25 protein-coding genes are annotated in these 24,182 nt (G+C 35.3%); 11 read left to right on the plus strand and 14 right to left on the minus strand.

The window, feature by feature from the left end:
• The first annotated feature begins 502 nt into the window (after window positions 1-502).
• A complete protein-coding gene (locus Q5N69_RS16760; protein WP_304370235.1) occupies window positions 503-871 on the plus strand; it encodes an RNA-binding S4 domain-containing protein in 369 nt (122 codons plus the stop codon).
• 187 nt (window positions 872-1,058) lie between these two features.
• On the opposite strand, the gene Q5N69_RS16765 is transcribed toward Q5N69_RS16760, so the two are convergent.
• The 3 genes from Q5N69_RS16765 to Q5N69_RS16775 form a co-directional block, all read right to left on the minus strand.
• Window positions 1,059-2,825, minus strand: coding sequence for an alkaline phosphatase (locus Q5N69_RS16765; protein WP_304370236.1), 1,767 nt, complete (start codon window positions 2,823-2,825; stop codon window positions 1,059-1,061).
• A gap of 398 nt (window positions 2,826-3,223) precedes the next feature.
• Window positions 3,224-6,313 carry an efflux RND transporter permease subunit gene (locus Q5N69_RS16770; protein ID WP_304370237.1) on the minus strand — a complete coding sequence of 1,030 codons (3,090 nt, stop codon included), beginning with the start codon at window positions 6,311-6,313 and terminating at the stop codon, window positions 3,224-3,226.
• Window positions 6,314-7,372, minus strand: coding sequence for an efflux RND transporter periplasmic adaptor subunit (locus tag Q5N69_RS16775; RefSeq protein WP_304370238.1), 1,059 nt, complete (start codon window positions 7,370-7,372; stop codon window positions 6,314-6,316). It lies immediately after the preceding gene.
• 285 nt (window positions 7,373-7,657) lie between these two features.
• On the opposite strand from Q5N69_RS16775, the gene Q5N69_RS16780 reads away from it, so the two are divergent.
• Entirely contained in the window at window positions 7,658-8,530 is an 873-nt protein-coding gene (locus Q5N69_RS16780; protein WP_304370239.1) for a LysR family transcriptional regulator, read from the plus strand.
• 37 nt (window positions 8,531-8,567) lie between these two features.
• Here Q5N69_RS16780 and maoP read toward each other — a convergent pair whose 3' ends face one another.
• Entirely contained in the window at window positions 8,568-8,963 is a 396-nt protein-coding gene (maoP, locus tag Q5N69_RS16785) for a DUF413 domain-containing protein (RefSeq protein ID WP_304370240.1), read from the minus strand.
• Window positions 8,964-9,063: 100 nt separating this feature from the next.
• Between maoP and Q5N69_RS16790 the strand changes: the two genes are divergently transcribed.
• The 5 genes from Q5N69_RS16790 (at window position 9,064) to Q5N69_RS16810 (ending at window position 13,671) form a co-directional block, all read left to right on the plus strand.
• Complete coding sequence (locus tag Q5N69_RS16790; protein ID WP_304370241.1) at window positions 9,064-9,924, plus strand: LysR family transcriptional regulator; 861 nt, start codon at window positions 9,064-9,066, stop codon at window positions 9,922-9,924.
• Window positions 9,925-10,367: 443 nt separating this feature from the next.
• A complete protein-coding gene (locus tag Q5N69_RS16795) occupies window positions 10,368-11,867 on the plus strand; it encodes an ATP-binding protein (RefSeq protein WP_304370242.1) in 1,500 nt (499 codons plus the stop codon).
• Window positions 11,868-11,897: 30 nt separating this feature from the next.
• On the plus strand, window positions 11,898-12,563 hold the full coding sequence (locus tag Q5N69_RS16800; RefSeq protein WP_304370243.1) for a response regulator: 666 nt from the start codon (window positions 11,898-11,900) through the stop codon (window positions 12,561-12,563).
• A 330-nt stretch (window positions 12,564-12,893) separates the two neighbouring features.
• Window positions 12,894-13,175, plus strand: coding sequence for an EF-hand domain-containing protein (locus Q5N69_RS16805; protein WP_304370244.1), 282 nt, complete (start codon window positions 12,894-12,896; stop codon window positions 13,173-13,175).
• Between the two features lie 16 nt (window positions 13,176-13,191).
• On the plus strand, window positions 13,192-13,671 hold the full coding sequence (locus tag Q5N69_RS16810; RefSeq protein ID WP_304370245.1) for a hypothetical protein: 480 nt from the start codon (window positions 13,192-13,194) through the stop codon (window positions 13,669-13,671).
• A 209-nt stretch (window positions 13,672-13,880) separates the two neighbouring features.
• Here the strand turns inward: Q5N69_RS16810 and Q5N69_RS16815 are convergent, their stop codons facing one another.
• A complete protein-coding gene (locus Q5N69_RS16815) occupies window positions 13,881-14,267 on the minus strand; it encodes a hypothetical protein (protein WP_304370246.1) in 387 nt (128 codons plus the stop codon).
• A 255-nt stretch (window positions 14,268-14,522) separates the two neighbouring features.
• Between Q5N69_RS16815 and Q5N69_RS16820 the strand changes: the two genes are divergently transcribed.
• A complete protein-coding gene (locus tag Q5N69_RS16820) occupies window positions 14,523-15,056 on the plus strand; it encodes a Tfp pilus assembly protein FimT/FimU (protein WP_304370247.1) in 534 nt (177 codons plus the stop codon).
• 74 nt (window positions 15,057-15,130) lie between these two features.
• Here the strand turns inward: Q5N69_RS16820 and Q5N69_RS16825 are convergent, their stop codons facing one another.
• The 9 genes from Q5N69_RS16825 to Q5N69_RS16865 all read right to left on the minus strand — a co-directional run bounded on the left by Q5N69_RS16825 (window position 15,131) and on the right by Q5N69_RS16865 (window position 21,697).
• Window positions 15,131-15,832 (minus strand): hypothetical protein, encoded by a 702-nt coding sequence (locus Q5N69_RS16825; protein WP_304370258.1) that lies wholly within the window; start codon window positions 15,830-15,832, stop codon window positions 15,131-15,133.
• Window positions 15,833-15,836: 4 nt separating this feature from the next.
• On the minus strand, window positions 15,837-16,616 hold the full coding sequence (locus Q5N69_RS16830; RefSeq protein ID WP_304370248.1) for a hypothetical protein: 780 nt from the start codon (window positions 16,614-16,616) through the stop codon (window positions 15,837-15,839).
• A complete protein-coding gene (locus Q5N69_RS16835) occupies window positions 16,613-17,017 on the minus strand; it encodes a cupredoxin domain-containing protein (RefSeq protein ID WP_304370259.1) in 405 nt (134 codons plus the stop codon). Before Q5N69_RS16835 ends, Q5N69_RS16830 begins: the two co-directional genes overlap by 4 nt.
• Entirely contained in the window at window positions 17,017-18,354 is a 1,338-nt protein-coding gene (locus tag Q5N69_RS16840) for an ATP-binding protein (protein WP_304370249.1), read from the minus strand. Before Q5N69_RS16840 ends, Q5N69_RS16835 begins: the two co-directional genes overlap by 1 nt.
• Window positions 18,355-19,014: a response regulator gene (locus Q5N69_RS16845; protein WP_304370250.1), complete on the minus strand. Its 660-nt coding sequence runs from the start codon at window positions 19,012-19,014 to the stop codon at window positions 18,355-18,357.
• Window positions 19,015-19,161: 147 nt separating this feature from the next.
• Window positions 19,162-20,448, minus strand: coding sequence for a DUF3570 domain-containing protein (locus Q5N69_RS16850; RefSeq protein ID WP_304370251.1), 1,287 nt, complete (start codon window positions 20,446-20,448; stop codon window positions 19,162-19,164).
• Window positions 20,439-20,663 carry a DUF4266 domain-containing protein gene (locus Q5N69_RS16855; protein ID WP_304370252.1) on the minus strand — a complete coding sequence of 75 codons (225 nt, stop codon included), beginning with the start codon at window positions 20,661-20,663 and terminating at the stop codon, window positions 20,439-20,441. The genes Q5N69_RS16850 and Q5N69_RS16855 overlap by 10 nt, the downstream gene beginning before the upstream one ends.
• A 16-nt stretch (window positions 20,664-20,679) precedes the next feature.
• Window positions 20,680-21,240 (minus strand): TlpA disulfide reductase family protein, encoded by a 561-nt coding sequence (locus Q5N69_RS16860; RefSeq protein ID WP_304370253.1) that lies wholly within the window; start codon window positions 21,238-21,240, stop codon window positions 20,680-20,682.
• Window positions 21,241-21,355: 115 nt separating this feature from the next.
• Window positions 21,356-21,697, minus strand: a complete 342-nt coding sequence (locus Q5N69_RS16865) for a DUF805 domain-containing protein (RefSeq protein WP_304370254.1) — start codon at window positions 21,695-21,697, stop codon at window positions 21,356-21,358.
• A 270-nt stretch (window positions 21,698-21,967) separates the two neighbouring features.
• Here Q5N69_RS16865 and Q5N69_RS16870 point away from each other — a divergent pair, with 270 nt between their 5' ends.
• The 3 genes from Q5N69_RS16870 to Q5N69_RS16880 all read left to right on the plus strand — a co-directional run bounded on the left by Q5N69_RS16870 (window position 21,968) and on the right by Q5N69_RS16880 (window position 24,097).
• Window positions 21,968-22,756 (plus strand): hypothetical protein, encoded by a 789-nt coding sequence (locus tag Q5N69_RS16870; RefSeq protein ID WP_304370255.1) that lies wholly within the window; start codon window positions 21,968-21,970, stop codon window positions 22,754-22,756.
• A gap of 385 nt (window positions 22,757-23,141) precedes the next feature.
• Window positions 23,142-23,579 carry a hypothetical protein gene (locus tag Q5N69_RS16875; RefSeq protein WP_304370256.1) on the plus strand — a complete coding sequence of 146 codons (438 nt, stop codon included), beginning with the start codon at window positions 23,142-23,144 and terminating at the stop codon, window positions 23,577-23,579.
• A gap of 101 nt (window positions 23,580-23,680) precedes the next feature.
• Window positions 23,681-24,097 (plus strand): hypothetical protein, encoded by a 417-nt coding sequence (locus tag Q5N69_RS16880; protein ID WP_304370257.1) that lies wholly within the window; start codon window positions 23,681-23,683, stop codon window positions 24,095-24,097.
• Window positions 24,098-24,182 lie beyond the last annotated feature (85 nt).

A 24,182-nucleotide genomic window follows, 5' to 3' on the forward strand; every position in this document is an offset into this window, starting at 1 on the left:
CTAATATTGTTATTTAACCCTCTAACGTCGTTATTTTTATTGCTAATAGCCAGCTATTAGTCAAGAAAAATGCCTTGTTATAGAATTAAATTCCAACATTAGGAGAGTAATAAATCATTTAAACAAATGGTGTTGCAATAATTTACTTATAAAGTATTGAAAATCAATGCATTACAAAACCCATCATCCAGAGTTCAGGTTAAATAGCAATTTGTACTTATGACTGTGACTGGTTTATAAGAAGATAAAATGGTCTTATTCTTAGACCATTTCTCATCTGAACTTAGGTTGACTAGCGAGTATAAGTGGATAATTTATTTTCGAACAAAGCTATGCTTAAAGTGTTCATCCACACTATCTAACCGCTAAAGTGTTAGATATGTCCGCATTAAATCCTTAACACCCATCTCAGCTTAGTATTATAAAGCACTCTTAATATGAGTTTGATGGGATACCTGTTATAATTTAGCGATAATATTATTTAAAATTACTAGGCTATTTCATGTCTGAACACTCTACTTTCGACATTTGTGTTGAACCCATAGAACTTTTTAAGTTACTTAAAATATCAAATCTGGCTGACAGTGCCGGCGAAGCAAAAACTATGATCAGTGAAGGTCAGGTTTTAGTAAATAAAAAAGTTACTGTTCAAAAGCGTAAAAAAATTCGCCGCGGAGATGTGATTGAGCATAACGGTAAAATTATTGAAATCACTTTTAATCCTACGCAAAAATCAGCAAAGATTATTAGCACAATAGTTTCAGCAAATGTAAGCGCAAAAAAGAAGAGAATAGCTAAAGGTAAAGCGCGTATTATCGCCTCAGAAACAGCTGTTGAATCACCAACTGAAAGAAAGAAGACAAAGTCGTAAATTCTATTCCTCTCAAGATAGCTTTGTATATTAGTAGAACAAGTCACAAACCTAAAGTGAAATGTTCTACTAACTAATTGTAATAAAAAGATATTGTAATTACAGATCTATCTGAGCGAGTACAATTGAACAAATGTATTTCTGTAATTTTCGTTTTAAGCTACCGTCTGTTATTTATCTTTTCACTTTAACTGAGTGTTAATCCTGAACTATCAATTTCTATAGTTGCACTTGCCTTGCGAGAATTTAGTTCGCTATATTCACTTGATAGAATATTATCGACAAAATGCCACTCGGCTTGTGTTTCCGTTGGAGTGAAGGTTACCGTGAGAAACCCTCGATCTGTTAAATTAGCGTACTTTAGTCCTTCAATTAAATAAACAAGTCCGGCTTCGGTACTTGCCGCTGTTTCATCAGTTAAACCTAAATAATACTCAAGCCCTGGCGATGTTACCGATGATGTTGCTAATTCATAGCCAACGATTGTGCCTTCATTATTAGATAATTCACTTGCCCATGCGTTGTGTGTATCTCCTGCTAGAACAACCAGATTTTTAGATGCTGAATTAAAAATATCTAAAATTTTATCTCTTTCTCCAGCATAACCATCCCAAGCGTCTAAGTTATATGGTAAGTAAGGAAGAGATAACTGTGCAATCACTTCACTGGTTAGCTTATTTGAATTAGCAATAACGTAGTCTATTTCATCAGATGTTAAGCTGGTGTCGCCATTTGCATAACGAGTTGCTAATGCAGCAAGAGCACCAAGTTCAGCATAATCAGTTGTACTCATCACACCTAATGCAACTGCACCAGGGAGCTTCATTTCACCCATTAGCACTTGCTGGCCTAAAACCTGCCAACGACTGTCACTCGCTGTTACTTTGTCTTCAAGCCATTGCAACTGTTCAACACCTAGCATGGTGCGATCACTATGATATAAATCGTTATTATAATCAGACTCATTAAACTCGTTTGTTGCTGAATCGAAATATCCGGTGAATGACATTTGTTCATCGCGAGCTAATACGCGTGTATCTAGCATATGTAAATCCACCAGATCACCAAAAGAAAAACTACGATATATTTCCTCATAATTACCTTCGCTCCAAGGGCGTATTGGTAACCATTCGAAATAAGCTTGTAGAGCAGCTAACTTTCTCTCTTCAAAACTGCCTTCGTCATCAGTATGATTTTCTGCGCCATTACGCCAAGTATCGTTAGCTACTTCATGATCATCCCAAACTGTAATAAAAGGGACAAGCATATGCAGTAATTGTAAATTTTCATCTGTTCTATATTGTGCATAACGAGTTCGATAATCGCTCAAACTGAATAACTCTGTTGCTGGTAATACTTGACGATTTAGTTGCTCTGCATTGTCACTACCATATTCAGTTCTAGCATATTCATAAATATAATCACCCAAGTGTACGACTGCATCTAAATCATTTTGCTGAGCTGCTAAATGATAAACATTAAAATGTCCTGTTGGATAATTACTACAAGACATAACTGCAAGCTTAACTGAACTAGGTGAACCACTAACTAAGGTTTTTGTTTTGCCAACAACAGAGACTATGTCATTACAAATAAATCGATAATAATACGTTGTACCAGCAGCTAAGCCTATAGCATCTACCTTAACGGTATAGTCACTTTCTGCACTTGTCGTTGTATTTCCAGTTGTAATTAATGTTGAAAAGGCTTCGTCAGTCGCTATCTCCCAAGATACTGTAAAAATACCTTCAGATTGAGGAGTGATTCGTGTCCAGATAATTACTGCATCGGCAAGAGGATCACCACTTGCAACACCATGAACAAAGTTAACACCAATATTAGCGGCACTATTATTACTACTACCACACCCCATAAGTCCGTGAGAGATTACGGCAGCACCGACACCTTTTGCTGATAGGACAAGAAAATCTCTTCGTGTAATGGAACGCACCATTATTACTCCTTTGTATGCTTCTACATATATTTTTAGCGGATAAAAAACTTAAGGTCTGTTGATCTTTCAGGGTTAAATGAACCCAAAGGGCAGTATGTGTTTGGTATACCTAACTTTGGACAGACAGGGCGTTATTGTCTGTCCGAGTAGCCTGCTACACGTCACATACTCTGCCTTGTCTAAATATCAAATACCTTGCTGTAAAACCAACCTCAAAAGTTCAACAGACCCTAGTGTATTTATGTAAGATGACAGTTTGATTATGGTGAGATGATGGTTTTTTTGGTGTTAATAAATAAATTATCGTTTAAAAATATTTATTGCTTAAAACCTTCAAACATAAAAAAGCCTGTGTTATCACAGGCTTTCTAATTCAATTTTAAATCAAGCTCAAAACTTTACGTTTTAGGAATAAACTTAATTTTATACAACACTGTAAATAACACAGGTACAACAATTAAGGTGAGGATGGTTGCGAAGCCTAAACCAAACATGATCGTTACTGCCATCGATTCAAAAAACACATCAAACAATAACGGTATCATACCTAAAATAGTTGTAATTGCTGCCATAGCAACAGGTCGTACGCGACTAACTGCTGAGTCAAATACGGCATTGTAAGGTTCTTTACCTTCAGATAGCTCTAAATTGATTTGGTCAACGAGTACAATACCATTTTTAATTAACATACCTGACAAGCTTAACAAGCCTAATAAAGCCATAAAGCTAAATGGTGCGCCCATCACTAATAAACCTGTAGATACACCAATTAATGCCAACGGTACAGTTGCCCAAATAACCAGCGGGGCTTTAATTGAGTTAAACAATAATACGGTAATCGCAAACATCACTAAGTAACCTAAAGGTAGCCCACCAAATAATGCAGCTTGAGCATTTTTAGATGACTCATATTCTCCACCCCATTCAAAAGAATAACCTTGAGGTAATGATATGTCTTCGATAGGCGCTTTAACTCGGCTAAATAAACTCGCTGCGGTTTCATCACCCAGTACATCGTGATCTGCCATTACTGTGATAGTGCGTTTTCTATCACGTCGCATGATCAGCGAATCTTCCCAGTCGGTTTCAAAACCATTTATGACTTGGGTAATAGGTACATGTTTACCCGATGAAGCGCTATAAACTTGCAGTTCAGGCAGGGTATCTATGTTTAAACGTTCTTCTTTTGGTGCACGAGCCACAATAGGCAATAACTTAGTACCTTCACGATACAAGCCTACTTGTTGCCCTGAGAAGTTAGTAAGTAAAAGCTCATCAATATCATGCTTAGTTACACCAACTCTACGACCCATGGCTTCGTTAAATTGCGGACGAATAACTTTGGTACGTTCGCGCCAATCATGTCGAATATTAAAGGCTTTTCCGTCAGTTTTTAATACCTCAGAGGCTTGCATAGCTAAGTTTCTTAGCACATCAGGATCTGGGCCTGAGAATCGAGCTTCAATTTTAGCATCGGTGGTTGGGCCTATTTCCATCGCCTTAACTTTAAACTGAGCTTGCGGATAATTATTGCTAACATAAGTGCGAATATTCACCATAACTTCAGGTAAGGCTTCCCTGTTTTCAACTCTAATAATAAGCTGACCAAAAGCTGCATAGGACTTTTCTGGCGCGTAAGTTAGCATAAAGCGAGGTGCACCTCGGCCAACGGTAGAGGTTATTTGAGTCACGTTATCTTGCTTCAACAAATACGCTTGTATCGACTCAATATCTTTTTGTGTTTCTCTAATATCTGAACCTTGAAAGCGCCAGTAATCTAAATAAAACATTGGGGTATTCGATTTAGGGAAGAACGACTGTTTTACCTGCCCAAAGCCAATAACCGATACAACAAATAAAGCTAACATCATTAATAAGGTGATTGCTCTGTGTTTCATTGAAAGGGTTAATATTGCTTTGTATCCAGTAAATATAGCACCTTTGTATGGGTCTTCATTCGACTGATTTTGTTCAGATGAGCCATCAGCATTGTTATCTTTTTGCACCGTTTCTTTAAACATAATGTTGGCAAAGAAAGGGGTTAGTGTAATAGCAGTAACCCAGCTTAATAACAACGAAATAAGTAGCACCCAAAATAGACTACCGGCAAATTCACCTGTCGCGTCAGACGATAAACCAATTGGTGCAAAAGCAGCAATCGCAATAACGGTAGCACCTAAAAGCGGTAAGTTGGTTTGTGATGTAATGCTTAACGAGGCCTGAAGTTTGGTTTGACCTTTTTTCATACCGATGAGAATACCTTCGGTGACAACAATGGCGTTATCCACCAGCATCCCTAGCGCAATTATAAGAGCACCTAATGATATACGTTGTAAATCGATACTAAACAGGTTCATGAAGATGAAAGTGCCGAGTACTGTTAACAATAATATGATGCCAATGAGTATGCCGGTTTTTACACCCATAAATATTAGCAACACTGCAATAACAATAGTGATAGCTTCTACTAAACTTACCATGAAGTTTTGCATAGAATTATCAACTTCAGCAGGTTGGTTATAAACGTTAGCTACCTCTAAACCAATGGGGCGAAAGCTTTCTAGTTCTTTAATTCTTTCTTCAATATGTTTACCTATATCAACAACATTAACACCAGAAGCAAAAGATACTCCTAGCAGTAAGGCTTGCTTATTGTTGTAGTTGGTAATGTTGAATGGAACTTCGGCATAGTCTCGACTAATGGTTGCCACATCACCCAAATAAACTAGCTCAGAAGCGCCAGGGTTAGATATGATCAAACCTTCTAATTCTTTTACCGTTTGAAATTCGCCAGTAGGGTGCAAGCGAATGTATTCAGTTCCAATTTTAACTCGCCCTGAATTAGATACTTGGTTTTGAGTTTGTAATAATTGGTATATTCGGCTTGATGAAATACCTAAAGCTGCAAGTTTATTGCGCGTAATTTCAACAACGATTTGTTCTTGTTGTTCGCCCGCAACACTCACTTTACCTACGCCTTTCATTAATACTAGTTCACGGCGTAAATAGTCTGAGTAATCTTTTAGTTCTTCGTAACTATAACCATCTCCACTGATTGCAAGTAATACACCAAACACATCACCAAAGTCGTCAATAACAGTAGGCGTATTTACACCGGGTGGGAGCTGAGGTTTTAGATCGTTAATTTTTCGTCTTAACTCATCCCAAATCTGTTTCAAATCATCTTTGCGATAGTTAGGTTTCATCTCTACAACAATTTGAGAAAAGCCAGCGCTTGAAATAGAGGTAACAAATTTTACATAGGGCAGTTGCTGAATTGCATTTTCGATAGGATAGCTAACTTCTTCTTCGACCTGGCTAGGCGAAGCTCCGGGATAGCTAGTGGTTACCATAGCCATTTTTAAGGTGAATTCAGGATCTTCTAATCGGCCCAAACCGTTGTAAGCGACAATTCCGCCAAAAAGCAGAATAAGCGCAAACATCCAACTGGTTACGCTATTGTTGATAGAGTACTCTGTAAGTTTCATTTATAAGCCCTTTTCACGATTCCAAGGGCGAACTTCCATGCCTTCAGTTAAAAAATGACTGCCTGCAGATACGATTTTATCGCCTGAGGTAATACCTGAAAGTACTTGAATACCATTACTTTTTAATTCGCCTACTTCAACTTCTACACGCGTTACTTTGTTGGTATTTGGGTCTAACTTCCAAACAAACTTTTTATGACTTTCTAATGTTTTATCTTCTGGAGAAAACACAGAGCTTACCGGAACAATAAATTGCTTAACGTTGTATTTTATAATTTGAGAAAGATCGATACGTATATTGGCCGACATCCCCGGTAATACATTAAAGCTTTCTGGGGTAGGTAACGAGAAAACAACTTTATAAGTAAGCGTTGAAGGATCTGCTTGGGTATCAAACTCTTTAATGGTGGCTAAAAACTCTTCGTCAGGATGAGAGTCAAAGATTACAGTCGGATTATGAGTCGCATCTTTATCAATACGAGAGAAAATATTCTCAGGTATTTGAATTGAAATATCGACTAAATCACGTGTTTGTAAATGCACGATAGATTGCTTTGCTTGAATATGATCAAACTTTTCAATAAATACTTTTGATATATTGCCTGAAAAGGGAGCTCGTAGATTTGTATATTCTAAATCGCTTTTAGCTACTTTTAATGAAGAAAGGGCAACACCTAAGTTCGCTTTAGCTTCATCGTATCCAGCTTGAGAGCCTAGTTTACGATCTAACAACAACTTAGCTTGGTCAAACTTCGACTTAGCAAGGTCGTATCGAGCTTGTTTATCATCAATTTGTAGCTCGAAATCTTTAGGATCTAAACGCGCGATAATATCGCCTTTTTTAACTGTGGTACCTGGCTTAACTTTAAAATCGATTACTTGCCCACTGACCCTGAAGGCTAATTTTGAATCGGCATTGGCCTCTACTTCACCAGGGAAATTACGAATAGCTTGTGTTGAAGGATCTGCAACGGTAAATATTTTAGCGGGACGTATAAGATCCGCTGACTTTTCGTCAGACACTGCACTATCACATCCAGCTAGTAGCGTAATAGCCATTGTTAACATTATAAAGGGTGATTTATGAACAGTAAAAAACATAGTTACCTCAAGGGTTAAGCGAGTATAAAGTTTTTCTCGATGGTTAAATTATAGCTGCTGTAAGTAAATAAAAATATTTATATAAATTAATTAAGATCTTCAATTAAATTGATATAGTTTGGTCGGTTAATGTTAAAGTTAACATTGAAACTATGATCGCAATCAATTGTTAAGTTAATGAGTCAATTAAATAAAAAGTTATGTTAGAAGTTAAGCACTAAAACAAAGATTTAGGTAGAAATAATGACATTAGATCAAATTAAAACTTTATGCTGCATCGTTGAATGCGGCACATTAAAAAAAGCTGCCGAGCAATTGCATAAAACTCAGCCTGCATTATCTATGTCGTTAAAAAAGTTAGAGGATGAATATGGCTTTCAATTACTCACCCGTGATAACTATAGATTAACACTTACCGAGGCAGGAAAGTCTTTTTATTACAAAGCGAAAGAGTTAATGCAATCTGCGTCACAATTAAATTCATTAGGTGAACATTTAGGTAAAGGTAATGAAGCTAAAATTCGCATAGGTTACGATGTTACTTGTCCAATATCACATATATTAAGGGTATTAAAACAATGCCAAGAGCAATTTCCATATACAGAAATTGAATTAATTGGTGGTACGCGATTTGGCGCTTTAGAATTACTAAAAAAAGAAGAAATTGATTTAGCGATTAACCCTTGGTGGCCAACTCTATATGGTTTAGGTGATTTAGAGTCATTACCCATTTCAAATTTTAATATTATTTTAGTCGCCACGCCAGAGTTATTTCCTAACTATAAAAGCATAAACATTAGCGATTTGAAAAAAGAAGTGCATCTTAATATTAAAGAGAGTGATTTAAGTATTGATACACATGATTTAATGCTGCTTAAAGGTAGCAGACAGTGGCGAACTAAAGACGGTTACACACTTAAGAATATGTTAGTGGAAGGTTTAGGCTGGGGTTATATACCCGAATTTTTTATAGCGGATGAGCTAAAATCAGGTAAGTTAATTAGGCTAAAACCGGACGGACTTGAATATGCTATCAGTGGTGAAATTCGTATCATCAAAAGAAAGCAGTACACTTTAGGTCCGGTTTCTAGCACTATTTGGAACGAGTTTTTATAAAATTGAGCTAACTAATCAGCTATTAGCTCAATTCTATTTATTCATCGTCAACCATTATCGAACTATCAATTTCTACATCATCTACTTCGACTTCTTCTTCCTCTTCTTCCATCACAAGTTCGGCAGTGGCTATTTTTGTACTACCGTTCAAACTATGGAAAGGACGATAAGTGGTAAACTTTTTGTACTTTTGCCACAGTAACTCAACTTGTGTTTCGCCTTTGGTTTGCTGCTGACACATATCAACAAAAGCTTGTTCTGTTTCGTTTTGTGGCTCGCTCTTACCTGATTCTAACGATGTTAATCGTCTTCCTACATTTGTAAGTAACTCTGATTCTGAAATATTGAAGTCGCCAGATTTCCTAAACCCACGTGGAAAATTAACGTCATCGTAAAATAAACCTTCCTGAATAAAACCGTGTATTAAAGTCATAATAACCTCTGTTGACAGTAGACATCTTTTCGCAGATTATGCGACTAACTAATTACCCTGTAAAATAAAAAATAATTATCGTATCGATAAGAGATATTGAATGGATATCGAGTTATTTAAAACCTTTTTAGAAGTTAAAAAGTGTCGCCATTTTGGTAAGGCGGCTGAAAATTTGTATCTTACGCAAGCTGCCGTCAGTACTAGGATCCGTCAGCTAGAAAGTTATTTTGGAACGCCTTTATTAGAGCGCACCAGAAATAATATCCAGCTAACATTAGCAGGCGAGAAATTAGTTCCTCATGCTGAAATGCTTATTAATACTATGCGTGTTGCTAAGCAAGAAGTGTCGTTATCTTCTGAACAAATAGCGCAAATCTCTATCGCAGGTACGCCCAATACTTGGGATGTGTATGTACATGATGTCATTTCAAAAATTTATAATAATCAACCTCATATCAGTTTAGTAGCTGAAATATTATCGCGAGAGCAATTAACACGTCAGCTACTTGAGCGAACCTTAGATGTCGCTATTTTATTTGATCCGCCAAAAGTTAAAGAATTAAAAGTACATCCTTTACATATGTTTACCTTAATTCCTGTCACTACATTTAAAGGTAAAGTTGAAACTCCAGCCGATGTTAAACGTTATATGATGATTGATTGGGGCACGAGCTTTATTCATTGGCATGCTAAAGAACTTAAAGGTATTTCAATTCCAGCAATGAGAACAAGTACTGCACGGATAGCGTTAGACTTAATGCTTGAGTGTGGAGGAACAGCGTATTTACCCGATATGTTGATTAAGCCTTTTGTTGCAAAAGGCAAGTTACATATAATTCAAAACTTACCCGTATTTGAACGAGAGATATTTAGTGCTATTCATCACGATAATGAAAATGAAGAAAGAATTTTAGAAATTAAAAAACTCTTTAAAAAATATGGAGCTAAAAATAAATCATAAGTTAAAGGGATATAAACTTAGCTTTTAACCAACAGATAATGTGTCGTTTTAATCGTTTATATTAATAAGTAAACTATTGAAAAAATTATAATATTTTTTCATTTATAAAGATTCTTTACTTTTGCACGTTTAGTGCACATTCATAAGTTACTATAATCTTATCAATGTTGTTCATTCGTCTATAGAAAGTACAACGCTCTTAATTCGCAGAGACAAACTGCAAGGTTCAGCTCAGAGATTAACTAACCTGAACTTGGTTTAAGATGTTTTTAATTCATTGAAATTATTACTAATAAAATTTAACTTATACTCTGACTTGATAGTTTTTCTTTCTTCAAGGCAAATTTCGCGTCAATAGCTAGTCTATTGCAAGTAAATTTAACGATGAAGCAAGTAAAAGTAGTTGTTAGAGAAGAATATATTAAGTCGAGATCAGGTTAACTATGAAGATCCAACAAAAATTCTTTCTAATACAGTGCTGCTTTAGCTTAGTGCTGTTAACAACTTTGGTTTTACTAATACAGTGGAGTATTCGTAATGGCATGGTTGATTATGTAAATAGTAAAGAAATAGAAAGCTTATCGCCCGTAATAACCGAGCTATCAAAAGAGTATAAAGAGTCTGGCGATTGGTCAGCTTTAAAAGGTAAACAAGGTAAGTTTATTCGACTTATCCAAAAACAGCTTAATGGTGATGATTCTGATTTTCGCCCATCAGGACAAGAAAGAAGACGGTTAGATCAAGATAGAAATAATCCACCTCGTCGTCCACATAGACCGCCACCATCAGATCACTTTGAACCCAGGTTTGGACCAGAAGACGACTTTCTCTCTAATTCACGTCCGCCTATTGGTGCACCTGAAGTTTATTACGCATTATTTGATCGTGACCAAGACTTTCTTGTTGGTAAATATTTAGATGACTTAACTTACAGCAAAGTACCTGTATTAGTTAACAAAGAGATAGTAGGTTATTTTTCCGTTTCAAAACGTAGTCGATTAACGGAAGGTTATGAGCTTGACTACATTGAAAAACAACAAGAATATTTATGGGTGATTGCACTCGTTATGATGCTTTTTGTTATTCTTATTACCTTACCTTTAACTCGCCATGTAGTTGAGCCAATTAAATTAATTGCGCATGGGATGAACCGATTAACACAAGGTGATTATAAGCAAACCATTGATTCGCGTCGTGACGACGAGTTTGGTGAGTTAAGCCGCGATTATAATGAGCTTGCTCTTACCTTGGCTGAAAACGAAAGTGCACGCAAACGCTGGTTAGCCAATATTTCTCATGAACTCCGAACTCCTGTTGCTATTTTAGGTTTAGAGCTTGAAGCTATGCTTGATGGTATTAGGCCATTAACAAAAGAAAATATCACCTCAGCGAGTGATGAACTTAAGCATTTAGCTAAACTGATTGATGACTTACATCAACTTACCGTAGCTGATGTTGGCGGTATGCAATACAGTAAACAAAATGAGAATTTAACCTTATTACTTATTAGCGAGCAAAATAAATATCAAAGTTATTTAGCAGATGCAGGTATAAATCTAACGTTAGATTTAATTAGTGAACCAATTAATATTTATGGTGACAAAACAAGGTTATTACAACTTTTTGAAAACATACTCAATAATACCGTTAAATATTCTGAAGCCTCTATGGTTAAAATGTCTTCTCGTTTAATAAAAAATGAAGATAAACCAACAGTAGAACTAATCATTGAAGATAATGGTGTCGGTGTTGATGATGAACATCTAGAGCGTTTGTTTGAATACCTGTATCGAACAGATGAGTCGCGAAACCGAAAAACAGGTGGTGCAGGTTTAGGTTTATCAATTTGTTATAACATTGTATTAGCTCATCAAGGTGAGATCAGCGCCATGCAATCAGATTTAGGTGGCTTAGCTATTCACATCAAGCTGCCTTTAGCTTAATTAACCAATATTAAAGATAAGAGATAGTATATGCCTCACTCAATATTAATTGTAGAAGATGAAGTTAAACTTGCGACGCTATTAGTCGATTATTTTAAAGCCTCTGACTATGATCCTCATCAAATTAATCATGGTGATGAGGTTATTGCATGGGTTAAAGAACATCAGCCAAAAGCTATTCTGCTAGATATTATGCTACCCGGTAAAAATGGTATTGAGCTTTGCAAAGAGATACGCCAATTTTCTAATGTACCTATTTTAATGATAACCGCAAAAGTAGATGAGATTGATAGAGTGCTTGGGCTAGAGTTAGGTGCTGATGATTATATTTGTAAACCCTTTAGTGCTAGAGAAGTTGTCGCTAGAGTAGGTGCAGTATTAAGACGAACACAAACAGTAACTAATGTAAGCCATGCACTTGTTCTTGACGAACACAGAATTACAGTGAGCTTTCAGCAGCAAAACACTGTGTTAACTTCGGTTGAATTTCAGCTATTGAAAATGCTGGCAGATAAGCCTGATCGTATTTTCTCTCGTGATCAATTAATGCAAAACATGTACAGCGACAGCCGTATTGTTAATCACAGAACCATCGATAGCCATATTAAAAAGTTACGTAAAAAACTTGCTGAAATTAGTGAAGGTAAAGATTGGATCGAATCTGTTTACGGCGTTGGTTATAGGCTAGTTAACTAAGTTGAACTGATCTGGCTTGAACCAGATCTAAAATATTGAACTGCGCATTTTTAATCTAAATCTAATTAACCTGAACTCGGGATAATGAATGTAACAACACTCAATAAAAATTAAAAAATAGCTTATTGAGTAGCTTTGCTTATCCCTAGATAAAGCGTAAGTATTTTTACTCTTAAAGTATTTATTTCTTATTATCTCCGCCATCTTTTTTACTATTTCTTCAAACTTTCTTTTTTCTTGCACATTGTTTGCATTTTCCGTTGTTAATCTTTGTTTAACTTAAGTGATATTCACTTATTAGGCACCTTTAATAACTCTAGGAATTTAGCTATGAGATTTTTACCGCATAAAATTATTATCGCAACTTTACTTCTTACTTCTATTGGCCAAGTTTACGCTAAAGGCGATCAAGAAAGAGGTGAAAGACCTCAGCGTCCAACATTTGCTTCAATTGATACAAATGAAGATGGTGAAATAAGTTTCGATGAGTTTTCACAACATGAAATTCCAATGGGCGATCATGAAACCATCTTTGCAGAAATGGATAGCGACGGTAACGACGTTATTGATGAAGATGAATTTGATAGCCATAAACCTCCTCGCAGAAGATAAACATTAAGGAAATATTATGATTAGTGGTGTAAGTTCAGGCATACAAATGAGTATGCCTCGTAGCGATTCTCGAACAGAGCAAGCGTTAACAGAAGAAAACCAACAACTTATTTCAGATACTTTATCTCAGTTTGATCCTGATAATTTAACTGAAGCTGATGCATTAACAATTGTTGAAACCTTATCAGAAGCAGGTATCCAACCAGGACAAGGCCTTGAAGCAGCATTGTCTGAGTTAGGCTTTGATGCGAAAAGTATTGGTGATTTAGCTGGTGTTAGTCAATCTGAAGGTAGTCGTCCACCGCCTCCACCACCACAACAAAGCACTGAAGAGATTAGCGAGTTAGTTGATTTTGTTACCACATTACTTGAAGAAAAGTTGGCAGAAAGTGCTGATGAGTCTTTAACAGATGAAGACAGAGAATCTATATACGCACAAATTAATGAAAAATTTGGTTTTGATAACGACGATTCGATTATCAACTTAAAAGCTTAATATTTCTCTATAGTACTTCAGTTTTTATCAGCTAAATAGACAACTTGTAGTAGATAGTTTATAGAAACTGATTTATAAAAAAATCAAAGCAGTATCGATAATCTCGATACTTCTTTTTTATTTAAAGCTAAGCAAAATCACCTCGAAATTCAACAGCGAATAAGTTGATATTTAGATTGGATATCGACTCAAAATAACTCACAAAAAAGCTATGACTGTGCGTTTTTTATTTCAAAGGTATAACAAGTTTTTATTTTATGTAGTGGTGGGGCGCAGAAGTATTGGTGCAGTATATTAAGCTCATCTTTATGCCTATTAAACTCTTTAGGACAATAAATAGCGTTAAGCAATGGCATCATTTTTACAAGGAAAACATGGCACTTTTCACGCCAATTAAGTGGGATAAAAGTATCGCACATGGTATTAAGTAAAGTGTTATAAATTCTTAAATGTACACTCTTAGTATCTTCTATGTTATTCATCGCTTTTGCACGATCAAGTCCGGCTACGATGTAAAAGTTAATAATATTTGATTGGTATGGGCTATTACCGCTTCTTACTGCTGTTTCCATGGCAGCAAAAGTTGAACAATACATAAAACACCTCAAATCTAAATGGTAACTATTATCATTTATATTGGTTGTATTTTTAACTTTGGTCAAGTCTTTATGCAAATTAATTTTGTATTAGGGCTTTTAAAAAATAGATCTTCTATCAAGGTTCAATCCTTTTTACTATAAACCTATGTTATCCAGACTTTTATTATTATATTTTGGCTAAAATAAATATTAGAAATTAATTCATAAATATGATTTACTTATAAAAAATTTCATAATAAAAATAAGTTTTATATGAAACATAAAAATTCAGGTTTTACTCTTATAGAGCTAGTTGTAGTTATTGTTATTCTTGGTATTTTAGCTGCAACAGCCGCCCCTAAGTTTCTCGACTTTTCTTCTGACGCTCGTGCATCAACAGTCAATGCTTTAGCTGGAACTATTAAATCTGGTGCTCAAATGATTAACGCTAAAGCGATTATTTTAGGTGTTACCGATGAGCGAAATTATGGCTTAGATTTAGATAATGATGGTAGTGAAGATGTTGAGTTGCATTCCGGTTACCCAGGAGTGTTTAGTAGCTGTAATAGATTGACTAGAGGTTTAACTAGTTGGTTAGATCTAGAAATTAATACCAGCTGTTCAGCGAATGAAGATGCCGATTGGTACGGCTTAGTTGACTGGAATACATTCTATTTTATGCCTTCAGACTTTGATTCAGAAAATGACCTTTGTTACGTAAGTTATCAAGAAGCTACGGGTGGATCTTCAGGTAGTAGTGTAGAACTTGATGCTATTACAGTGACTGTTGAAACAAGTGGCTGTTAACTTTAATTTTAATATCTGATGGTGCGCCCTTATAGCTCGTTTTTATTCTCCGCGAGCTATAGTTGAGTTAACAACTAAAACTCATATTCTATTGAAAACCTTAGGGTATGGTTTTTTCCCGAATGAGCAACTTCAGTAATAAATCCAGCTTCCCATTTTAATTGTTTTTGTCCATTAAAGCGTTTAACACCCATAAAGCCAGGACCAATACCTATAAAGTCTTCACCTGTATAAATCTCAATTGAAGGTTGTAGAGAAGGTAGGTAGCGATAACGATATTGCAATCTAAACTCAGCTTCCCATTCATTTTCTATATTATTTCCCCACTCTTTAATGACAAAAAGGTTTACGGTTAAGCTATTTTTATTAAACTCTTTTTCTACTATTAAGCCCGCTGATGCTTCGTATTGGCTGGTGTTTCTTCGTTTTTCAAATTCAAAAACAGCGCCCCAATCTGCCCAGTATTGGCCTTGCTCTGTTAGCATCCACCTTGCTTCAACTTCAGTTGCTTGTAATTTGAAGTCACCTGTTTCGTCTCTTTCGCCAATCACATAAAGCTCAATAGCAAAGTTTTCTAGTATTGATTGTCCATAACCTAAACGTTGGGCTAAAACATTGCTGTCAGGCGTTTGACTCGACATAAAGCGCCATTCAAATTCTTGCTCATTAGCGATTACATAGGGATGGTAAACTTTATCTACTACCATGCCATCGGCAAAAACGTTAATGCTACTCAACAGTAGAAAAACTGTGAGTACATGCTTTATTGTGATCATGGGGTTATTCATGATGATTTCTTCTCTGTAAAATAGTAATAAACATCTGAGCCAAAAAAGGCAAAGCAAAAGAAAAACTGTAGATAAAAATAAAGAGTTTTGAAGGGGATTCTTCAAAGCCAATAAGCGCTTTTAAAACATGCCCGTATTCTGATTGATCTTTAATATAAGCACTGAAGTCGATAACGGCAGGACCAATGTTAATTAAATCAACTTGTGATAAATAAATGGTTATTTGGCTCAGCTGGCCAGCTAAAAATAAAGCCCAACAAATGTTAATAATGATGGTTTTATTTGACTCTAAAAGCTCAGTTAAAATGAAAGTAAACAGGGTCGTAAAGCTGGCACATATACCTAAACCAATAATGCAGCCAATCAATATATTAATTGAGTTACCTTGTTGCTGAAAATAAACATCAAAAAATATTAAAAAGGCACTGACTTTAAAGATAATAAAACTGCTAGCAGCTACTAGAATTAAGCTTTTAATTTTGCCAGATATTAAGACACTTTTTGAGGTAGTTGAGTTGATTAAAAACAAGCAACTGTATGTAATAACTAATAAAGCAACATATGTTCTTTCAATTCCCGTTCCTTCGTAATATTCGCTGATGTGTGGAACAATCCAGAAAAATAATAAACTGCTTATTACTCCTAAAATAAGTGCTGGCGATAGATATGAAAAAGTTAACGTTTGCTGCTTTACAAATACATGTAAATAGCCAAAAAGTATAAATAGCGGTAATAAGTCACGAAGAAAGAGAATAATGGTATTAATTATCATGGCTTCATCTCCACTACAATAATCTTACCTCTAGCCGTATTAGGGTGGAATTCACCAAAATATTCGTAAGTACCCTCAGGAAGGGGGCCCACATAAATGGTAGATTTTCTGCCTGCAAAAATTACTTTTTCTCTGTTTAAATCAAAGCTCTCAAATTCTTCAGCAACATCGTCATGATTTTCAATAATTATTTTTACTTTCTCGTTTGCAGGGATCGTCAGAGTTGTTGGGGTAAAAATATGATGTTTAATGGATAGGTGATAGATTTTTTTATCGTCTTTCGCGTTGGCTAAACTTATCCAGACACTTGCAATAAATAAAAAAACATACATAAAAGCAGTTAGTGCGTTAGTTAACATGTTTTTTAATGCTGTAGATAAATTTTTAGGTTGAGAATACATCAAAAATTAACAGCCTGTGTTAAAGGAAATTTAACGCTAACACATAAACCACCTAGTGATGATCGCGAGCAGGTTATTTCGCCATTATGTAAAGTCGCAATATGCTTAACAATTGATAAACCTAAGCCAGAACCTTTAATACGTGATTGTTGAGGATCAACGCGATAAAAACGTTCATAAATTCTTGGTAATTCTTCATCACTTATTCCAGGCCCAGAATCTTCAACAGCTATTTCTAAGAATTCGCTAGCGGTTATCGATATTTTTATTTCAGCTTTAATTCCACTGTATTTTATTGCGTTTTTAAGTAAGTTTTCAAAAAGGGTATATAGCGCAAAATAATCACCTTGTAGTGTATTTTCAGCTGCGGGCTCTAAAGAAATATTTTGTTGATTAGCTAACAGATTGTCGAAGTTATTACTGATCACATCTTGTAGTACGGTTTCTAAATTAACTAATTGGGTTGTTTGATTAAAGTTTTCAGGAGTAAAACGGTAAAGGGCAATAATTTGCTCAATAACATGAGCCATACGATCAACATTTTGTTGAAGCTCTTTAAACTCAATAGTTGTTAGGTTGTTATTTTCGAAAGACTTTTGAATATTATGGGCATTAAGTTTTAATACACTAATCGGTGTACGGAGTTCATGTGCTGTATTGGCGGTAAGTTGCTTTTCTCGGTCGAATGAGTCTGATAAACGGGCAAACAATTGATTAAGACGATTAACAACAGGCGCTAATTCAACTGTTTGTTTACTCAAGCTTATTTCTGATAAATCGTCAGTGTTCTTGTTTTTAATTTCGCGCGATAGTGTTACCAAAGGTTTTAAGCTTTTATTAATAATATAAAAGATGAGTAAACCAATAAAAGGTAAGGCAAAAAGTAGGGGAGTGGTAATAACAAATAAGATAGATTCTGCAGACTTTATTCTGTCTGACATAGGTTGTGCAACTAGTACTTCAATCGTGCTTTGTTCGCTCGTATCGAGTGTTACTTTTTCAACTAAATAGTGAGTGCGCCATCTTTTCCCATTAAAAAATATTTCGTTATTATATTGCGATGGTGCGGTAAATCTAGATGAAGGCATTTGCGCACTTTTACTGACGAGAACACCATTTTTAAATACCTGAAAAGCAAAAGTGTTATCAATGGTAGAAGGTAAGGTTTGGTTCGATTTACTCATTGCCAGAACGAAGGTGGCCACTGAATGTAATTCTTGATCGAATATAATATCGAGCTGCTTTGTTGTGCTTTTATAACCATAAAGCGCAGAAAAAAACGAAGCTAACACCACTGCCGAAATAATCAGAGTGATGAGTTGTTTTTTTATCGACATCTAATCCTTTCTCACAATGTAACCAACACCTCTTACTGTGCTAATAAATGTTTTAGGCAGCTTTTTACGAATGTTGTGAATGTGAACTTCTATGGTGTTGCTGCTCACTTCATCTCCCCATTCGTAAAGTTTATTTTCAAGCAAGGCTTTTGAGTTTATTCGACCTGCATTTTCCATCAAAGCTTTAACTATCATGTATTCTCTGCGAGAAAAATCGACACGCTTATCATCTATCGTAACTTGTTGAGCTTTGCTGTCTAATTTTATATTGTCGATAACAATAATATTATCTTGGCTAGTGCCTAAGCGTCTTTCTATTACTCTAAGCCTGGCGAGAAGTTCTGCAATATCAAATGGTTTGGCAAGGTAATCTTCAGCACCAAGATCTAAACCTTTTACTTTGTTTTCAACGCCATCTCTTGCCGTTAAAATAAGCACTGGAATATGTTTGTGCTTTTCTTTAATGTCGCGTAATACATCTAAACCATCAATATCAGGCAAACCTAAATCTAAAATAACTACATCAAACTCATTGCTAAGAATAGCGGTTAGTGCGTCTTTACCTTTATCAACCCAATCAATGGTATAGCTTTCATTATGTAAAGATTTTTTCAAACCTTGAGCAAGAGGAATGTCGTCCTCTACTAATAAAATTTTCATTTTAAGCCTTAAGCCTTAAGCCTTAAACCTTTGAGGTGCTGATGTTTTATATCTTATAGTATTTGCAAACAAGCCATCGTATTATTAGCAAACGTTGGCTTGTTTTATAACAAATAACCTAGTTAAAGCCGTTGTTAATAATACTTACTAAAACGAGTAGTTAACCTGAGCAATAATAGCATCTACACTCGGATATAAGTCGAGTTCATTCAGCACACCAGGTAATTCATCACCATTACTTTTAGATGATTGCTGGAAAAACTCTAATCTGAAAGATAGCTCAGTATTGTCTTTCATGGGTATTCCGTATTTCACACCTACAGTAATACCATCCATTTTTCCTACGCGATAATCGGCACTCATATATTCAGGTAGAGCGCTGCCACCTTTTTGAAACGGTTGATAAAAATTAGCGGCTTCTTGTGTGTAAAATCGAATATGTGGTTCAATATAGTGGTTACCCAATGGTAATCTATAGCGAGCATCAACTGTATGCGAAGTTATGTCCCAATCATCCCAAAAATAGCGATATGAAAAATCAATAATTGAATCCGACAAAAAGTGATACTTGGTTTGCCAATAAATACTGTTTTTCTCACGCGTATCTGGTCGGTTTTCATAAAGCTGCTGTTGAGCAATACCGTTATCGTCTACAACACTTACCACTTTGAATGGGTCGGTTTGATAACCATCAACCTGCGAGTATGAGTAATTAAATTGCATAATCGTTTGTCGACTAATAACTTGGGTTAAACCAAACAATAAATCGATTGTGGTTTTATCTTCATCACTGCCATCACGATTTAAACCGCCACCGATTTCGTCAACAGGAGGAAGCATTTGTTCGAACGCAATTGGAATTCCACCTTCAGGGCTAATTGTGTCGTTTGTATAAGCAAAACCAGCAGATAACGTTGTGTTTTTTAAATTGAAATCATGCGCAATATTGCCATTTAAGCCTAACGACAAATAATCGTACTCTTTTGATAAATGCACACCACCGCTTACTCTGTAATCTTTTGCAATAGGCTGAGTCCACTGTGCGTTCAGCTGAACACGGGTGTCGTGAAAGGTATCGTCTAATGGTGTTTCTTTGGCTGGTGTTTGGAATGAACCATTACCAGAAGGACGTGTAAATGTTTGTACTTCAGTTTGAGGTACAGCTCCGTTAGCCGAGGCTCCGGTTAATACATCAACCGTAACTTTTAGGTTGAGAATATGTTCATCTTCAAACTCTTTAGTTGCTGCTAGAATAAATTCAGAAGCAGTTACACGGTCTGTTTCACCGTAATACATTAATGCCGTATCAAATTCCCATGGCTTTTGTTCTTCAGCTTGAGCTGTTGTACCTAATAAAGTACAAGTTGCTACTGTTAGAAGTTGAGCAACGTTTACTTTATTTTTATTGGCTTTTTTGTTATCAATTAATTGCATCCGCAACCTCCACCAGCAAAACCTCTACCACCACTTGAAGACTCTTTACTAAAATAAATATGATCATCAAGCGAAGCATCGATAGGTGACGAATTAAGTGCCATTTCGTCTTTAGCTAATAAATCTCTTTCCCATGGCTGAACACCTAAACTGCTGCACGCAGAGGTTAATGCCACAAGGCTTATTAATATGACGGCTTGTTTATACTTTTTCATGTTAACCCCTAAGTTATTAATATTTATCAGCAGCTGATGACTTACTAGACGTGTTATTTATTTTGACCATGGCAACACTTTCAGTTGAATTGAGTAACTGACTAATTTCATCTTCATACATTGCGCTTTCTTCAGTAAAAAATCCCGTTTGATGACTCACTACTTTTCCTTGCTGGTTAGCTAGGTAACTGCTTGGCATACCTTTTACATGAAACTTCTTCGCAAGCTCGCCTTTAGGATCGTAAATAACAGGGAAACTAGCAGGTAAGGTAGTTAGAAACTTGTCGGCTAAGGATTTATCGCTATCAAGATTAATACTGATAACGGTAAATTTTTCTGGGGAATAGGTATTTTGGATTTTGTTCATCCAAGGAAATGACTTTCTGCACGGCACACACCATGACGCCCAAAAATCTAAGTAAATAACTTTACCTTTATGCTGTTCAAGCAAGGCTGTAAGTTCGTTGTACTTAGCTGAATCGTTTTCTTCACTGTATGCCATAGATGAAAAAACAATAGAACCCAAAAGTAACATCAGGCTAAATTTTGATACTGTAGTATTTGATAAGAAACTCATAATACCTTCCCATAATATTGTAATTAATGAGAAGTTTATGAGATGAAACTTAAAACAAACTTAAGAAACGGAAGATAATATAAAATAGTGATGAACTTTAAACAGAAGGTAAGGGCTAATTATTCTTGGGGTTTTGACCATAATCATTAGCGTCATGACTGTCTTGAATTAGAAAATACAACATAACGATAATACCAATAAAAGGCACTAAAAATAGTAATTGCCACCAACCCGAGCGAGTAGTGTCGTGTAAGCGTCTTGCTGTAATTGTTATAGAAGGGATTAACATAGCGAAGCTGAATAAATTAGCGATAACCTTAGTTCCTAAAGCGTAATCGATAACGCTCAAAATCACCATAATCAAAACATAAAACAAGAAATACATCCAATAAGCTTTACGGGTAGATCTACCGGTAAAATCAGCGTATTTTCTTAAAGCATCAATATAATATTCCATTCACTATTCTTTTGTTTTTTTTCATCAGAGTTATAACTGTGTAATTTACCCCAATAACATTTATAAACAAAGTGAGTTCTTATTGGAAGTTCTAATGAATTAATACAAGGTCTAGTTATTTATACAGAGCTGAACAGCTTATTCAATTGACTATCTTATATAGCAATATTAAGAATCTGTAAAATCACTTGTTACATCAGGCTGTTAATTCATTATAATCACGGTGTTAAACTGACAAAATATAAACGTAAATACTTAAAAGGACTTATTGTGAAAAAAATATTTTTTATAGCCTGTGTACTTCTATCATCTAAAAGTTTTGCTTTAGAACTAGCCAAATACCCAATAGAACTCAGTTCGGGCGAGGGTGTTAATGTTGTTATCGCACCAACAACAGACAAAAAACAAGCCTTAGTAAAAGTAACCGGCATTAACCACGAAATTGATGGCATTACATTTCTAACTGATTACAAACCGCATGGCAGTAACAACGCTTATAAATATATATATGACGGTTCAGAGCGCAGCTTAGTAAGTGTTAGCGAAGGATATCGTTGTTGTACTTATACGCTTTATATACCAGAAACACGAGATGGCACTTATTTAGGAAATAAAGAAGAGTCTAACCCTGCATTAGTCGCTGAATTAAAAGCACAATACGAACAACAACTTAATGAAGGTGTTCAAGCCAAGTTAGCTAATTTTAATCGTGAAAAGCATTTAGCGTATCAACAGGAAAAAATCACTACCGCTAATAGCGATATAGATAAACAGTGTGGATTGAAAATAGAAACGACAGTCGACTGGAAAACCATTGATGATAAAACTTTACAAGCTTATGCCGTAGGTTCGTTTTGCTCACAGGTAGCTAACGAAATGATTTCTATGTGCAAAAAAGATGAAAACTTTAAAAGTGATATTGCTCATATTAATACGATTGAATGCCAATTTACTGATCAGTTAAAATTGCGTCAAAATAGCAAAACCCTAACATTTAAAACTGCACCTAAGGCACCTAATCAAAGCCAGTTTATTCAATCTTATTTATTAAATTTATAATACACATTTGAAACTAGAAAAGTGCCTTGGTGTTTTTCTAGTTATTAATATTAATCTTAAATTATTCTTTTGATATTACGATTTAATTACAAGTATTGAGATATATGATGACGAAGTCTTAAACTTAAAATTTATTTATATTTATACTGGTTGTATATTCAGTTAGGGGTGAATCCCTCTTTCTACAAGAAAGCGGGATTACATCCTCTTTTTACACATCAACCAGTTGAGTCTATATTTTTAAGTCATTGATCTAATGATAACAATCACGTAATGTCGATGTTAATTATTAATTAATGGGGATTTGTAGTCTTTGTAGAAAGGCGGATGGCATCCTCATAATAAACTGTTATATTTTCTCAAGCACTGGTGTAGGAATTCAAGATTGGAATTTGAAAAGGATAGTGAACAATCAATTGTTTTTATATTTGATTTCCCTACGATAACAACACTTAAAAGTAGCTTTACTAAACTACAGTGTAGCTTTGGTACGAATGAAACAGAAATACGGGAAAATAAAAATGGTACTTTTCAACTCCGTGTAACTCGTATAATTCCTTACAATGAACCTAGTATTAATAAGCATAAAAATGAACTCATTGAAGATCTAACATATTACAGTGGTAAGTTTAGAGAATTCAAAGTTCATAAAATTTCATTGGACGGGGTTATTACTAATAAGAGAATCAGTAACTATACAAAAGCATTAACATTTTTATCTAAAATAGGTGGCACTAAACCATACAAAAAGTATGATGTACCCTTGTTTTCGGTATTAGCTGTAATTTTTGTAATCATCTTTTTTAGTGTCCTGAAAATATAACAAGTTGCTTAAACGGACACAAACAGCTGGCTGTGCTCGTTCCTCGCTATTATAGCCAGCCATTTTTAGCCGCTTAGCAAAGCGTTATAAGGCGCGTGCACTTGAATCAGAATCGGTACAAAGCTTCTTTCTCTACACCCAATTCAACTAGCGAGTTTTTTGATTCTTCTACATGGATATTATATGGCTTTTGGGGAATGCTAGTCGTCTGTTTTTTTGCTCATGGTATTTTTTACTATCATCCTGATACAGGCTTCGCATATGAAGATGACTTAAAAATAATAGTTGTAAATACTATTGGTTTAGCTGTTTTATTTATTTTGAAATTATTTGCTCAAAACATTTATATTATCGGTAAGCTTATGGCAGCATTATGTTTAATTACATTTTTAACGATCATAGCTTTAACAATTTATATTACTTTGGTTGATCACTTCCCAGTTGCATATTTGGGGGGAGCATTGTACTTTGGTTTCGCAAGCTATCTATTAAATAAAGACTATGTAAAGTTGAAGTAAGCGCCATATAACAACACGCCCTGAGGTGGACCGCAAGTCCTAAAACTTACTTTCCACCGCATATTTCAATAAGGGAGAACCCTTA

It is taken from the genome of Pseudocolwellia sp. AS88 (genome assembly GCF_030551755.1).
GTDB lineage: Bacteria > Pseudomonadota > Gammaproteobacteria > Enterobacterales > Alteromonadaceae > Pseudocolwellia.